We start from the raw sequence: 13,679 nt of genomic DNA on the forward strand, positions 1-13,679 counted from the left end.
GTGTCCCTGATCGCTTCAGACCACTTCCGCATCGTTGTCGGCCTCGGCAAGAGCGGCATGTCCCTGGTTCGCTTCCTGGCGAACCAGGGCACGTCGTTTGCCGTCGCCGATACGCGGGAAAATCCACCGGAGCTGGTCACGCTGCGCCGTGACTACCCGCACGTGGAAGTGCGTTGTGGCGAGTTGGATGTCGAGTTTCTGTGCCGTGCCGACGAGCTCTACGTGAGCCCCGGCCTGGCCCTGGCGACACCGGCCCTGCAAGCCGCGGCGGCGCGTGGCGTGAAGCTGTCCGGCGATATCGACCTGTTCGCGCGCAACGCGAAGGCGCCGATCATCGCGATCAGCGGTTCCAACGCGAAAAGCACCGTGACCACCCTGGTCGGCGAGATGGCGGCTGCGGCCGGCAGGCGCGTGGCCGTGGGCGGCAACCTCGGCACCCCGGCGCTGGACCTGCTCAGCGACGACGTCGAGCTGTACGTGATGGAACTGTCGAGCTTCCAGCTGGAAACCACCCACGACCTGGGCGCTGAAGTGGCCACCGTATTGAACGTCAGCGAAGACCACATGGACCGCTACAGCGGCCTGCCGGCCTATCACCTGGCCAAGCACCGGATCTTCCGCGGCGCCAAACAAGTGGTGGTCAACCGCCAGGATGCCCTGAGCCGTCCGCTGATGGGCGAGGGCCTGCCGTGCTGGACCTTCGGCCTGGGCAAACCCGACTTCAAGGCCTTCGGTATCCGTGAAGAGAACGGCGAGAAATACCTGGCCTTCGAATTCCAGAACCTGATGCCGGTGCGCGAGCTGAAAATCCGTGGCGCCCACAACCAATCCAATGCCCTCGCGGCCTTGGCGCTGGGGCATGCCGTGGGCTTGCCGTTCGACGCCATGCTCGCGAGCCTGCGCACCTTCGGCGGCCTCGAGCATCGCTGCCAGTGGGTCCGCGACCTGAATGGCGTCAGCTATTACAACGACTCCAAGGCCACCAACGTCGGTGCGGCCCTGGCCGCCATCGAAGGCCTGGGTGCCGATATCGACGGCAAGCTGTTGCTGATCGCCGGTGGCGACGGCAAAGGCGCCGACTTCAAGGACCTCAAGGGGCCGGTGGCCGCCCATTGCCGCGCCGTGGTGCTGATGGGCCGCGATGCCGACTTGATCGCCGCCGCCCTTGGTGATGCGGTGCCGCAAGTGCGCGCCGGCTCCCTCGACGACGCGATTGCCCAGTGCAAAGCCCTGGCCCAGCCGGGTGATGCGGTGCTGCTGTCGCCGGCGTGCGCCAGTTTCGACATGTTCAAGAACTACGAAGAGCGCGGCCAGCTGTTCGCCCGCGCCGTGGAGGCCTTGGCATGAATCTCAACTTCCGTAACATCATCAAGCCGTACCCGTCGCCGATCATTACCGGACGCGGCATCGACCTCGACTTCCCGATGCTCGCCGGTTGCCTGGCTTTGCTCGGCCTGGGGTTGGTGATGATCACGTCGGCGTCCTCCGAAGTGGCGGCCGTACAGTCGGGCAACACCCTGTACATGATGATCCGTCACCTGGTGTACCTGGTGATCGGCCTCGGCGCGTGCATCGTCACCATGATGATCCCCATCGCCACCTGGCAGCGTCTGGGCTGGCTGATGCTGATCGGTGCGTTTGGCTTGCTGATCATGGTGATCCTGCCCGGCATCGGCCGCGAGGTGAACGGTTCGATGCGCTGGATCGGCTTCGGTGCGTTCAACGTGCAGCCGTCGGAAATCGCCAAGGTGTTCGTGGTGATCTACCTCGCCGGCTACCTGGTGCGGCGTCAGAAAGAAGTGCGTGAAAGCTGGATGGGCTTCTTCAAGCCGTTCATCGTGCTGCTGCCCATGGCCGGCCTGTTGCTGATGGAACCCGACTTCGGGGCCACCGTCGTGATGATGGGCGCCGCTGCGGCGATGCTGTTCCTCGGCGGGGTCGGGCTGTTCCGCTTCACCTTGATGGTGGTGCTGGCGGTGGCTGCCGTGACCGTGCTGGTGCAGGCGCAACCTTATCGGATGGCCCGTCTGATCACCTTTACCGACCCGTGGTCCGACCAGTTCGGCTCCGGCTACCAGTTGACCCAGGCGCTGATCGCCTTCGGTCGCGGCGAGTGGCTGGGCGTGGGCCTGGGCAACAGCGTGCAGAAACAATTCTACCTGCCGGAAGCGCACACCGACTTCGTGTTCTCGGTGCTCGCCGAAGAGCTGGGCGTGGTCGGTTCGCTGTGTACCGTCGCATTGTTCGTGTTCGTGTGTGTGCGCGGCATGTACATCGGCTTGTGGGCCGAGAAGGCCAAACAGTATTTCGCTGCGTATGTGGCGTATGGCTTGTCGTTCCTGTGGATCGGCCAGTTCCTGATCAATATCGGCGTGAACGTCGGCCTGCTGCCGACCAAGGGCCTGACCTTGCCGTTTCTCAGTTACGGCGGCAGTTCGTTGGTGATCTGCTGTGCCTGTCTTGGCTTGTTGCTGCGCATCGAGTGGGAGAGTCGAACCCACCTGGGCAGCGAAGAGATGGAGTTCAGCGAAAGCGACTTCGCCGAGGAGCCGACCCATGGGCGCTAACGTGCTGATCATGGCAGGCGGCACCGGGGGCCATGTGTTCCCGGCCCTGGCCTGTGCGCGCGAATTCCAGAGCCGTGGCTACAGCGTGCATTGGCTGGGAACGCCGCGCGGCATCGAAAACGAACTGGTGCCGAGCGCCGGTTTGCCGCTGCATTTGATCAACGTCACGGGCCTGCGCGGCAAGGGCAAGCTGTCGCTGCTCAAGGCACCGTTCGTGTTGCTCAAGGCGGTGTGGCAGGCGCGCAAGGTCATCCGTGAATTGCAGCCGGTGTGTGTGCTCGGTTTCGGCGGTTACGTGACCGGCCCCGGCGGCGTCGCGGCCAGGCTCGCGGGCGTGCCGGTGATCGTGCATGAGCAGAACGCTGTCGCCGGCACCGCCAACCGCTTGCTGGTGCCGCTGGCGGCGCGGGTGTGCGAAGCGTTCCCGAATACCTTCGGCGCCTCGGACAAACGCCGCACCACCGGCAACCCGGTACGCACCGAGCTGTTTATGGACATTGCCCGGCAGCCCTTGGCCGGGCGCAAGGCGCACCTGCTGATCCTGGGCGGGAGCCTGGGCGCCGAGCCGCTGAATAAATTGCTACCGCAAGCGCTGGCGCAACTGCCTGTGGACGTGCGCCCGCAGGTCTTTCACCAGGCCGGCAAGAACCACGATGAAGTCACCGCCACGCGTTATCGCGAGGCCGGTGTCGAGGCTGATGTGCAGCCCTTCATCAAAGACATGGCCCAAGCCTATGGCTGGGCCGACCTGGTGGTCTGTCGCGCTGGTGCGCTGACCGTCAGTGAACTGGCCGCCGCCGGTCTGCCGTCCTTGCTGGTGCCTTTGCCCCATGCGATCGACGATCACCAGACCCGCAACGCCGAATATTTGGCCGGGGAGGGCGCTGCCTTCCTACTGCCGCAAAGAACGACTGGCGCCGCCGATTTGGCCGCACGCCTGACCGAGGTTTTGATGCAACCGGAACGACTCAACAGCATGGCGAGCACCGCACGCCGCCTGGCCAAACCTGACGCAACCCGCACCGTGGTCGATATCTGCCTGGAGGTGGCCCATGGTTGAGAATCAGAAAGCCATGCCGCAACCGGAAATGCGCCGCATCCGTCGTATCCACTTCGTCGGGATCGGCGGCGTGGGCATGTGTGGCATTGCCGAAGTGTTGCTGAACCTGGGCTACCAGGTGTCCGGCTCCGATTTGAAAGAGTCGCCGGTCACCGAGCGCCTGAAGTCCTTCGGCGCGAAAATCTTCATCGGCCACCGCGCCGAGAACGCCGTCGAGGCCGACGTGCTGGTGGTGTCCAGCGCCGTGAACACCTCCAACCCGGAAGTTGCCAGCGCCCTTGAGCGCCGCATTCCCGTGGTGCCCCGCGCCGAGATGCTGGCCGAGCTGATGCGCTACCGCCATGGCATTGCTGTCGCCGGTACCCACGGCAAGACCACCACCACCAGCCTGATCGCCTCGGTGTTCGCCGCCGGTGGCCTGGACCCGACCTTTGTGATCGGTGGCCGCCTGAATGCAGCCGGCACCAATGCGCAACTGGGCACCAGCCGCTACCTGATCGCCGAAGCTGACGAAAGCGATGCCAGCTTCCTGCACCTGCAACCGCTGGTGGCCGTGGTCACCAACATCGACGCCGACCACATGGCGACCTACGACGGCGACTTCAACAAGTTGAAGAAAACCTTCGTCGAGTTCCTGCATAACCTGCCGTTCTACGGTTTGGCAGTGGTGTGCCTGGATGACCCGGTGGTGCGCGAGATCCTGCCGCTGGTCAAGCGTCCGACCGTGACCTACGGCTTCAGCGAAGACGCCGACGTGCGTGCGATCAATGTGCGCCAGCAAGGCATGCAGACGTTCTTCACCGTGCTGCGCCCGGACCGCGAACCGCTGGACGTGTCGGTGAACATGCCGGGCAACCACAACGTGCTCAATTCCCTGGCGACCATCTGCATTGCCTCCGATGAAGGCGTCAGCGATGAAGCCATTGTCGAGGGCCTGTCGGGCTTTGCCGGCGTGGGCCGGCGCTTCCAGGTCTACGGGCAACTGCCGGTGGAAGGTGGCGAGGTGATGCTGGTGGACGACTACGGTCACCACCCGACCGAAGTCGCCGCCGTGATCAAGGCCGTGCGCGGTGGTTGGCCGGAGCGTCGCCTGGTGATGGTCTACCAGCCGCACCGCTACAGCCGCACCCGCGACCTGTATGACGATTTCGTCAATGTACTGGCCGATGCCAACGTGCTGCTGCTGATGGAAGTCTATCCGGCCGGTGAAGAACCGATCCCCGGGGCGGACAGCCGCAAACTGTGCAACAGCATCCGTCAGCGCGGCCAGTTGGACCCGATCTACATCGAGCGCGGTGTGGACCTGGCGCCGATCGTCAAGCCGCTGCTGCGCGCCGGCGACATCCTGCTGTGCCAGGGTGCCGGTGATATCGGCGGCCTTGCGCCTAAATTGCTGGCGAGCCCCTTGTTCGTAAACAAAGCACTTGCTGCTGAACAGGGGAAGTCGAAATGACCACGAACTACGCCTCCCTGTTCTCCACCATCGCCCCTGCCGACTTCGGCCGCGTGGCCGTGCTGTTCGGCGGTAAGAGCGCTGAGCGTGAAGTGTCGCTCAAGTCCGGCAACGCCGTGCTCGAAGCGCTGCAAAGCGCGGGCGTGAATGCGTTCGGGATCGACGTGGGTGACGACTTCCTCGCACGCCTGCAGGCCGAGAAGATCGACCGCGCCTTCATCATCCTGCACGGCCGTGGTGGTGAAGACGGCAGCATGCAAGGCCTGCTGGAGTGCGCCGGGATTCCTTACACCGGCAGCGGCATCCTCGCCTCGGCGCTGGCCATGGACAAGTTGCGCACCAAGCAGGTGTGGCACAGCCTGGGAATTCCTACCCCGCGTCACAGTGTGCTGTGCAGCGAAGACGATTGTATTTCTGCAGCCAAGGAACTGGGCCTGCCTTTGATCGTCAAACCAGCCCATGAAGGCTCCAGTATCGGCATGGCTAAAGTGAACTCGGCCGCCGAATTGATCGACGCATGGAAAGCGGCAAGTACCTACGATTCGCAAGTGTTGGTGGAACAGTGGATCCAAGGTCCCGAGTACACCATCGCCACCCTGCGTGGCCAGGTATTGCCGCCCATCGCCTTGGGCACGCCCCACACTTTTTACGATTACGATGCCAAGTACCTGGCTTCCGATACCCAGTACCGGATCCCCTGCGGCCTTGACGCAAGCAAAGAACAGGAATTGATGGACCTCACGGCGAAAGCCTGTGAGGCGCTGGGTATCGCCGGTTGGGCGCGGGCAGACGTGATGCAGGACGACCAAGGGAATTTCTGGTTCCTGGAAGTCAACACCGCACCGGGCATGACCGACCACAGCCTGGTCCCTATGGCCGCGCGCGCAGCCGGCCTGGATTTCCAGCAGTTGGTGCTGGCGATCCTGGCGGCCAGCGTTGCCGGTGAAGAAAGGCAGCGAGGCTAAGACATGAAAGGCGCATCGCTTCGTCATCAGCCCCCACCCGCACCCGGCCGCAAGCCGGTGCCACGGGGTGCCAGCCGAATGGTGGCTAAAGAGCCGATGTCGGCGCGCCTGCCGAAAGCCAACTTTGGTTTCCTCAAGGCGCTGTTCTGGCCGGTGTTGCTGGTGGTGTTGGGCTTCGGCACTTACGAAGGCGCGCAGCGTCTATTGCCTTATGCCGACCGGCCGATCACCAAGATCAGCGTGCAGGGCGACTTGAGCTACATCAGCCAGCAAGCGGTGCAGCAGCGCATCGGCCCGTTCCTGGCGGCGAGCTTCTTCACCATCGACCTGGCCGGCATGCGCCGGGAGCTGGAGCAGATGCCGTGGATCGCCCACGCCGAAGTCCGCCGTGTATGGCCGGACCAGGTGACGATCCGCCTGGAAGAACAACTGCCCGTGGCCCGTTGGGGCGATGAGGCGCTGTTGAACAACCAGGGCCAGGCGTTCACCCCGCGTGAGCTGGCCAATTACGAGCACCTGCCGCAGCTGTTCGGGCCGCAGCGGGCGCAGCAGCAAGTGATGCAGCAGTACCAGGCCTTGAGCCAGATGCTGCGGCCGCTGGGCTTCTCCATTGCACGCCTGGAATTGCGTGAACGGGGCAGCTGGTTTTTGACGACCGGGGCAGGCAGTTCCGGCCCGGGCATCGAGTTGTTGCTGGGACGCGACCGCTTGGTGGAAAAGATGCGCCGCTTTATTGCCATCTATGAAAAGACCTTGAAAGAACAGATTACGAACATTGCGAGCGTCGACCTGCGTTACGCCAACGGCCTTGCCGTCGGCTGGCGTGAACCGGCTGCGCCCACGGCAGCGCAACCCGCTGTCGCGAAGAATTAAGAAGAGGCAGGACCCATGGCAAACGTGCAAAGCGGCAAAATGATCGTCGGTCTCGATATCGGCACCTCCAAGGTGGTGGCGCTGGTGGGCGAGGTCGGGGAAGACGGCACGATCGAAATCGTCGGTATTGGCACGCATCCGTCCCGGGGCCTGAAGAAGGGCGTGGTGGTGAACATCGAGTCCACCGTGCAATCGATCCAGCGCGCCATCGAAGAAGCGCAGCTGATGGCCGGTTGCCGGATTCACTCGGCGTTCGTCGGCGTAGCGGGCAATCACATCCGCAGCCTGAACTCCCACGGCATCGTGGCGATCCGCGACCGCGAAGTCAGCGCGGCCGACCTTGAGCGCGTACTCGACGCCGCCCAGGCCGTGGCGATCCCGGCGGACCAGCGCGTGCTGCACACCCTGCCGCAGGACTACGTGATCGACAACCAGGAAGGCGTGCGCGAGCCCCTGGGCATGTCAGGCGTGCGCCTGGAAGCCAAGGTCCACGTGGTGACCTGCGCGGTCAATGCCGCACAGAACATTGAAAAGTGCGTGCGTCGCTGCGGCCTGGAAATCGACGACATCATTCTCGAGCAACTGGCTTCGGCCTACTCGGTACTGACCGACGACGAAAAAGAACTGGGCGTGTGCCTGGTCGACATCGGCGGCGGCACCACCGACATCGCGATCTTCACCGAGGGTGCGATCCGTCACACCGCCGTGATCCCGATTGCCGGCGACCAGGTCACCAACGACATCGCCATGGCGTTGCGCACACCGACGCAGTACGCCGAAGAGATCAAGATCCGCTATGCCTGCGCTCTGGCCAAACTGGCCGGTGCCGGTGAAACCATCAAGGTGCCGAGCGTGGGCGACCGTCCACCGCGCGAGCTGTCGCGCCAGGCCTTGGCCGAAGTGGTCGAGCCGCGTTACGACGAGCTGTTCACCCTGATCCAGGCGGAACTGCGCCGCAGCGGCTACGAAGATTTGATCCCGGCCGGCATCGTGCTGACCGGTGGCACCTCGAAGATGGAAGGCGCGGTCGAACTGGCCGAAGAGATCTTCCACATGCCAGTTCGCCTGGGCGTGCCCCATGGCGTCAAAGGCCTGGGCGACGTCGTGCGCAACCCGATTTATTCCACCGGTGTGGGCTTGCTGTTGTACGGGCTGCAAAAGCAGACCGACGGCATTTCCCTGTCGGGCCCGAGCATCCGCGACAGCTACCGCGGCGACGACGAAGCGAAAGCGCCGTTGTTCGAACGGTTGCAGGCTTGGGTCAAAGGCAATTTCTAACGATTTACCGCAACACCGTAAAAAAAGCAGTAGGCGAAAAAACTAGAGAATACGAAAGGAGAGGGAAAATGTTCGAACTCGTAGACAACATCCCCGCAAGCCCGGTCATCAAAGTGATCGGTGTCGGCGGTGGCGGCGGCAACGCTGTCAACCATATGGTCAAGAGCAACATTGAAGGCGTTGAATTCATCTGCGCCAACACTGATGCCCAGGCGCTGAAGAGCATCGGCGCGCGGACCATCCTGCAATTGGGCACCGCCGTGACCAAGGGCCTCGGCGCTGGCGCCAACCCGGAAGTCGGCCGTCAAGCCGCGCTGGAAGACCGCGAGCGTATCGCCGAAGTGCTGCAAGGCACCAACATGGTGTTCATCACCACCGGCATGGGCGGCGGTACCGGTACCGGTGCAGCGCCGATCATCGCCGAAGTGGCCAAGGAAATGGGGATTCTGACGGTCGCCGTCGTGACTCGTCCGTTCCCGTTCGAAGGCCGCAAGCGCATGCAGATCGCCGACGAAGGTATCCGTCTGCTGTCTGAAAGCGTCGACTCGTTGATCACCATCCCCAACGAGAAGCTGCTGACCATCCTGGGCAAGGACGCGAGCCTGCTGTCCGCGTTCGCCAAGGCTGACGATGTACTGGCCGGTGCCGTTCGCGGTATCTCCGACATCATCAAGCGCCCGGGCATGATCAACGTCGACTTTGCCGACGTGCGTACCGTGATGAGCGAAATGGGCATGGCGATGATGGGCACTGGCTGCGCCAGCGGTCCGAACCGTGCGCGTGAAGCCACCGAAGCGGCCATCCGCAACCCGTTGCTCGAAGACGTGAACCTGCAAGGCGCACGCGGCATCCTGGTGAACATCACCGCCGGTCCTGACCTGTCCCTGGGTGAGTACTCCGACGTGGGTAGCATCATCGAAGCCTTCGCTTCCGAGCACGCGATGGTCAAAGTCGGCACCGTGATCGATCCGGACATGCGCGACGAACTGCATGTGACCGTGGTCGCGACCGGCCTGGGCGCAAAAATCGAGAAGCCTGTAAAGGTCATCGACAATACCGTTCACACCGGCCACAACAGCCACGCCAGCCAAGCGGCTGCCGCTCCAGCGCCTGCGCGCCAGGAACTGCCGTCGGTGAACTACCGTGATCTGGACCGTCCGACCGTGATGCGCAATCAGGCTCAGGCCGGTGCTGCAGCGTCCCGTAGCCCGAATCCGCAAGATGACCTGGACTACCTGGACATCCCGGCATTCCTGCGTCGTCAGGCCGATTAATGGAATGTATCAGGGCTATGAAGGTGATTGGTGTTCAGCAAAGGTCTGGTCTGCTATTATCGCCAGCCTTTGTTGATACCAGTTCGCAATTTGCGCTGAAGCGGTCCAAGCCATGATTAAACAACGCACCCTGAAGAATATTATTCGTGCCACAGGTGTAGGTCTGCACTCCGGGGAGAAGGTATACCTGACCCTCAAACCTGCACCTGTCGACACCGGCATCGTGTTTGTTCGTGCCGACCTGGACCCTGTGGTGCAGATTCCTGCTCGCGCGGAAAACGTCGGCGAAACCACGATGTCGACCACATTGGTCAACGGTGACGTCAAGGTGGACACGGTGGAGCACTTGCTCTCGGCCATGGCTGGCCTGGGCATCGATAACGCCTACGTCGAGCTCTCCGCGTCCGAAGTCCCCATCATGGATGGCAGCGCTGGTCCCTTCGTATTCTTGATTCAATCTGCCGGCCTGGAAGAACAGGACGCAGCCAAGAAGTTCATTCGCATTCTGCGGGAAGTGACAGTAGAAGACGGCGACAAGCGCGCCACCTTCGTCCCGTTCGAAGGCTTTAAAGTGAGCTTTGAGATCGATTTCGATCACCCGGTATTTCGCGACCGCACCCAAAGCGCAAGCGTGGATTTTTCCAGTACTTCGTTCGTAAAAGAAGTCAGCCGCGCCCGCACCTTTGGTTTCATGAGTGACATCGAGTACCTGCGCAAGCACAACCTCGCACTCGGCGGCAGCGTTGAAAACGCCATTGTGGTCGACGCGGATGGTGTACTGAACGAAGACGGCCTTCGCTATGAAGACGAATTCGTGAAGCACAAGATCCTCGATGCAATCGGTGACCTCTACCTGCTGGGCAATAGCCTGATAGGCGAGTTCAAAGGCTTCAAGTCGGGCCACGCCCTTAACAACCAGCTGCTGCGCAAGTTGATTGAGCAGACAGATGCTTGGGAAGTCGTGACCTTCGAAGATGCCAGCACCGCACCGATCTCTTACATGCGTCCCGTTGCGGCGGTGTAAGTAACAACTCTCTTTCTTTAGTTTTTAAGGGCTGCCTTCGGGTGGCCCTTTTTATTTCCCGTGGCGAGTGAGCCACAATGGCCTGTTCGCCTCAGTCATCGCGCCGTTGCCTCCACGATGCAATTGCGCCCACTGTGCTTGGCTTCATACAGCGCGCGGTCCGCACTGAGCTGCAAGTCCTCCAGGGACATGCGACTGCGCTTGTCCCACGTACTCAGGCCAATGCTCACGGTAATCGGCCGTTCATCCCCCGCCACCCGTGGCAAGTGCTCGACGCCGCGGCGGATATGCTCGGCGATTAGCCATGCGCCCCTGATATCGGTAGACGGCAACACCACGGCGAACTCTTCACCGCCATAACGTGCGGCCAGGTCGGCCGGGCGACGGATGTTGCCGCCGATCACCTGGGCGACGTTGCGCAACGCCTCATCGCCGCCGTGATGGCCATGACGGTCGTTGAATGCCTTGAAGTGGTCGACGTCGATCATCAACAGCGTCAGCGGTTCGGCGGAGCGCTGGGCGCGGTCCCATTCCAGGCGCAGGCGTTGGTCCAGAATGCGCCGGTTGGCCAGGCCGGTGAGCGCGTCGGTGGCTGCCAGTTCTGACAGCACCTTCTCCGCGCGAAAACGGCGGCGCAGTTCCCGGCGCAGCATCCAGGTCAGCCATAACAGGCCGATACACAGGATGCCGGTGGCGCCGCCGGTCAGCGTCGCCGCGCGCTTCCATGGCGCGAACACGTCCTCACTGGACAACGCCACGACCACAATCAGCGGCAGCTCGCCGACATTGGTGAAGGTATACAGGCGCTCCTTGCCGGTGATGGTCGAGATGGCCCGAAAGCTGCCGCTTCCTTCGCGCAGCATGCGCTTGAAGTTGGGGCGATCACTCAGGTCCTTGTTGATCATGTCGCGCTCCAGCAGCGGTTGCTGGGCCAGGAGAATGCCGTGGCTGCTCAACAGGTTGACCGAGCTGCTATTGCCGATGGTCAGGCTGTTGAACAACTGATCGAAGTACGCCAGGCGCATGGTGGCCACCGCGACCCCGAGGAACTCGCCGTTGGCGCCGGTGACGCGGCGGCTGAACGCGATGCGCCAGACTTGCTCGCAATGGCACTGAATCATGAACGGCCGGCTGATGAACAGGTCGCTCTGGTTGGTGATTTTATGCACGAGGAAGTAGTCGCGATCAGCCAAATTACGCGAGGTCGGCTTGAGCGTCGAAGAGTCAGCAACGACGGCGCCATTGGCGTCCAGCAACAGCACTTGGTCTTTGAACAGCGCGGCCGTCGACAGCTCGAATTGCACCAGATGCCGGATATCCCCCGATACCTTGGACAAATCCGTGCGCTGCGTGGCGGCGATCAACCCTTGCAGCGCGAGGTCGTATAGCTCGACGTTACGCAGCACATCGGCGTTGATCAGTTGGGTGATGTTGGTGGTTGAGCGTTTCGCCGCCTGCAGGGTGCTGGCGTGTTCGCGGATCAACAGCACCGCGACGATAATCACAATCAATGCGACGGTGAAGCCGCTGCCTAGCATCAACAATAATTCTGTGCGTTCAGATGGGGTACGAAAAGGGCGTGGACTCATCGGGCAGACTTCAACGGTGAAGATACTGGCAGTTTAGTTCTACCCGATGAAAATTGATTGTTTGGTTGCAAAGAAAGTGCGGCGACTTAGAACACGTTGATCGGATAGTCGACGATCACCCGGTATTCATCCACATCCCGATCCACCGCCGAGTAGCCATTGCTGCCGCGGTTGGTCGCCCATTGCAGGCGCAGGGACAGATCCTTGGCGTTGCCGCCCTGCACCACGTATTTCACGTCGATGTCCCGTTCCCAGTGCTTGGCGTCCTGGCCGTCGGCGCTGTACCAGGCGCTGTAGCCCCGGCTGGTGGGATCGACTTTGCTCAGGTCGGTCTTACCGCTGCTGTAGGACACGGCAGTGGTCAGGCCCGGCATGCCGAGGCCGATGAAGTCGTAGGCGTACTTGAGCTTCCACGACCGCTCGTTGGGGCCGTTGAAGTCCGAGTATTGCTGGGAGTTGTCCAGGTACACGCTGTCGCCCTGGGTGATGTAGTCGAACGGTGTGTTGCCGTTGACCCGCTGGTACGCGGCGGTGACGCTGTGGCTGCCCACGACTACGGTGAAATGCAGGCTGTAGGTGTTGTTGTCGATGTTACCCAGCAACGACTGGCCGCTGTCTTGGGTGTGGTAGTAGTGCAGGCCGGGGTTGAGGCTGACCAGGTCGTTCAGCGCGTAGGTGTAGTCCAGGTCGTAGTAGTACTGGTGCCACACATCCTTGAGTTCGGCGGCGTACAGGTTGCTGGTCAGTCCCGGCACGCCGCTGAACGACACGCCGGCCCAGTCCAGGTGCTGGCTGTCGGTGTGTTCCGGCAGTGTGCCGTAGCTGGTGCCGATGCGCTGGTGGCCGCTCTGGTTGTAGAGCTTGGTGAAGCTGGCCTGGCCGCCTTCGATCATCCAGCCGTCGAGGCTGTGGTTGGTCAGGCTTACGCCGCGAAAGGTCTGGGGCAGCATGCGGGTCATGCCGCCGGCGATCACCGGGTTGTTGAGGAACAGGTCGCCGGCTTTCAGTTCCGTGTCGAACGCGCGCATCTTCAACGTGCCGCCTGCGGTGGAGAACGACCCCGGCGCCTTGCCGCTGCCTTGACTGTTGCCGTATGGAAGGATGCTCGAACCGTCGGTGCCGCCACCGCCGTCGAGCTTGAGGCCGAGCATGGCATGGGCATCCAGGCCGAAACCGACGGTGCCCTGGGTGTAGCCGGATTCGAAGATGCCGAGAAAGCCCTGGCCCCATTCTTTGTTGTCATCGGTGTGGATGTCGTGACGGTCGCGGTTCATGTAGTAGTTGCGGGCGTTGAGCTTGAGGCTTGCGCCTTCGACGAAACCGTCGGTGGGGGTGGTGTCTGCTGCGTGGGCGAGGGGGGCGATCGTTGCTGTAATCGCGAGGAATAACGGGGTGAACGTCAGCGAGTTCTTCACCGGTGGAGCTCCTTTGGTCAAACGGAAACGGCCAATGTCGTGGGGGTGTGCCTGGCCTTTTTTGCGGCAAAAAAAAAGCCGCTGAAGTCAGCGGCTTTAAGACAGATTCCCAGTGTAGAGCCCTGGAAAAAAGTCGAGGGAAATTCGGGTAAGCGGGTCAGCTGTCTTTGCCGTCGCGCTC

11 protein-coding genes are annotated in these 13,679 nt (G+C 62.3%); 9 read left to right on the top strand and 2 right to left on the bottom strand.

Features of this window, described 5'->3' with window-relative positions; genetic code table 11:
• The 9 genes from murD (at position 1) to lpxC (ending at position 10,494) form a co-directional block, all read left to right on the top strand.
• On the top strand, positions 1-1,347 hold the full coding sequence (murD, locus tag ACP7E3_RS08925) for a UDP-N-acetylmuramoyl-L-alanine--D-glutamate ligase (RefSeq protein WP_426122884.1): 1,347 nt from the start codon (positions 1-3) through the stop codon (positions 1,345-1,347).
• Positions 1,344-2,567 carry a putative lipid II flippase FtsW gene (gene ftsW, locus ACP7E3_RS08930; RefSeq protein ID WP_057004267.1) on the top strand — a complete coding sequence of 408 codons (1,224 nt, stop codon included), beginning with the start codon at positions 1,344-1,346 and terminating at the stop codon, positions 2,565-2,567. Before murD ends, ftsW begins: the two co-directional genes overlap by 4 nt.
• A complete protein-coding gene (gene murG, locus ACP7E3_RS08935) occupies positions 2,557-3,627 on the top strand; it encodes an undecaprenyldiphospho-muramoylpentapeptide beta-N-acetylglucosaminyltransferase (RefSeq protein WP_046384652.1) in 1,071 nt (356 codons plus the stop codon). Before ftsW ends, murG begins: the two co-directional genes overlap by 11 nt.
• Entirely contained in the window at positions 3,620-5,080 is a 1,461-nt protein-coding gene (murC, locus tag ACP7E3_RS08940) for a UDP-N-acetylmuramate--L-alanine ligase (protein WP_046384651.1), read from the top strand. Before murG ends, murC begins: the two co-directional genes overlap by 8 nt.
• Positions 5,077-6,045: a D-alanine--D-alanine ligase gene (locus ACP7E3_RS08945; protein WP_017845925.1), complete on the top strand. Its 969-nt coding sequence runs from the start codon at positions 5,077-5,079 to the stop codon at positions 6,043-6,045. Before murC ends, ACP7E3_RS08945 begins: the two co-directional genes overlap by 4 nt.
• Before the next feature lie 3 nt (positions 6,046-6,048).
• Positions 6,049-6,918 carry a cell division protein FtsQ/DivIB gene (locus ACP7E3_RS08950; RefSeq protein WP_026139894.1) on the top strand — a complete coding sequence of 290 codons (870 nt, stop codon included), beginning with the start codon at positions 6,049-6,051 and terminating at the stop codon, positions 6,916-6,918.
• 15 nt (positions 6,919-6,933) lie between these two features.
• Positions 6,934-8,196 carry a cell division protein FtsA gene (gene ftsA, locus ACP7E3_RS08955; RefSeq protein WP_017845923.1) on the top strand — a complete coding sequence of 421 codons (1,263 nt, stop codon included), beginning with the start codon at positions 6,934-6,936 and terminating at the stop codon, positions 8,194-8,196.
• A 68-nt stretch (positions 8,197-8,264) separates the two neighbouring features.
• On the top strand, positions 8,265-9,470 hold the full coding sequence (gene ftsZ / locus ACP7E3_RS08960) for a cell division protein FtsZ (RefSeq protein WP_017845922.1): 1,206 nt from the start codon (positions 8,265-8,267) through the stop codon (positions 9,468-9,470).
• A 112-nt stretch (positions 9,471-9,582) separates the two neighbouring features.
• Positions 9,583-10,494 carry a UDP-3-O-acyl-N-acetylglucosamine deacetylase gene (lpxC, locus tag ACP7E3_RS08965; protein ID WP_003171886.1) on the top strand — a complete coding sequence of 304 codons (912 nt, stop codon included), beginning with the start codon at positions 9,583-9,585 and terminating at the stop codon, positions 10,492-10,494.
• Positions 10,495-10,589: 95 nt separating this feature from the next.
• Here the strand turns inward: lpxC and ACP7E3_RS08970 are convergent, their stop codons facing one another.
• Both ACP7E3_RS08970 and ACP7E3_RS08975 read right to left on the bottom strand, forming a co-directional pair.
• On the bottom strand, positions 10,590-12,083 hold the full coding sequence (locus ACP7E3_RS08970; protein WP_079442879.1) for a sensor domain-containing diguanylate cyclase: 1,494 nt from the start codon (positions 12,081-12,083) through the stop codon (positions 10,590-10,592).
• An 86-nt stretch (positions 12,084-12,169) separates the two neighbouring features.
• Entirely contained in the window at positions 12,170-13,498 is a 1,329-nt protein-coding gene (locus tag ACP7E3_RS08975) for an OprD family porin (protein ID WP_426122888.1), read from the bottom strand.
• Positions 13,499-13,679 lie beyond the last annotated feature (181 nt).

The sequence above is a fragment of the Pseudomonas sp. PSPC2-3 genome (genome assembly GCF_049898265.1).
In the GTDB taxonomy this organism is placed as follows: Bacteria; Pseudomonadota; Gammaproteobacteria; order Pseudomonadales; family Pseudomonadaceae; genus Aquipseudomonas; species Aquipseudomonas veronii.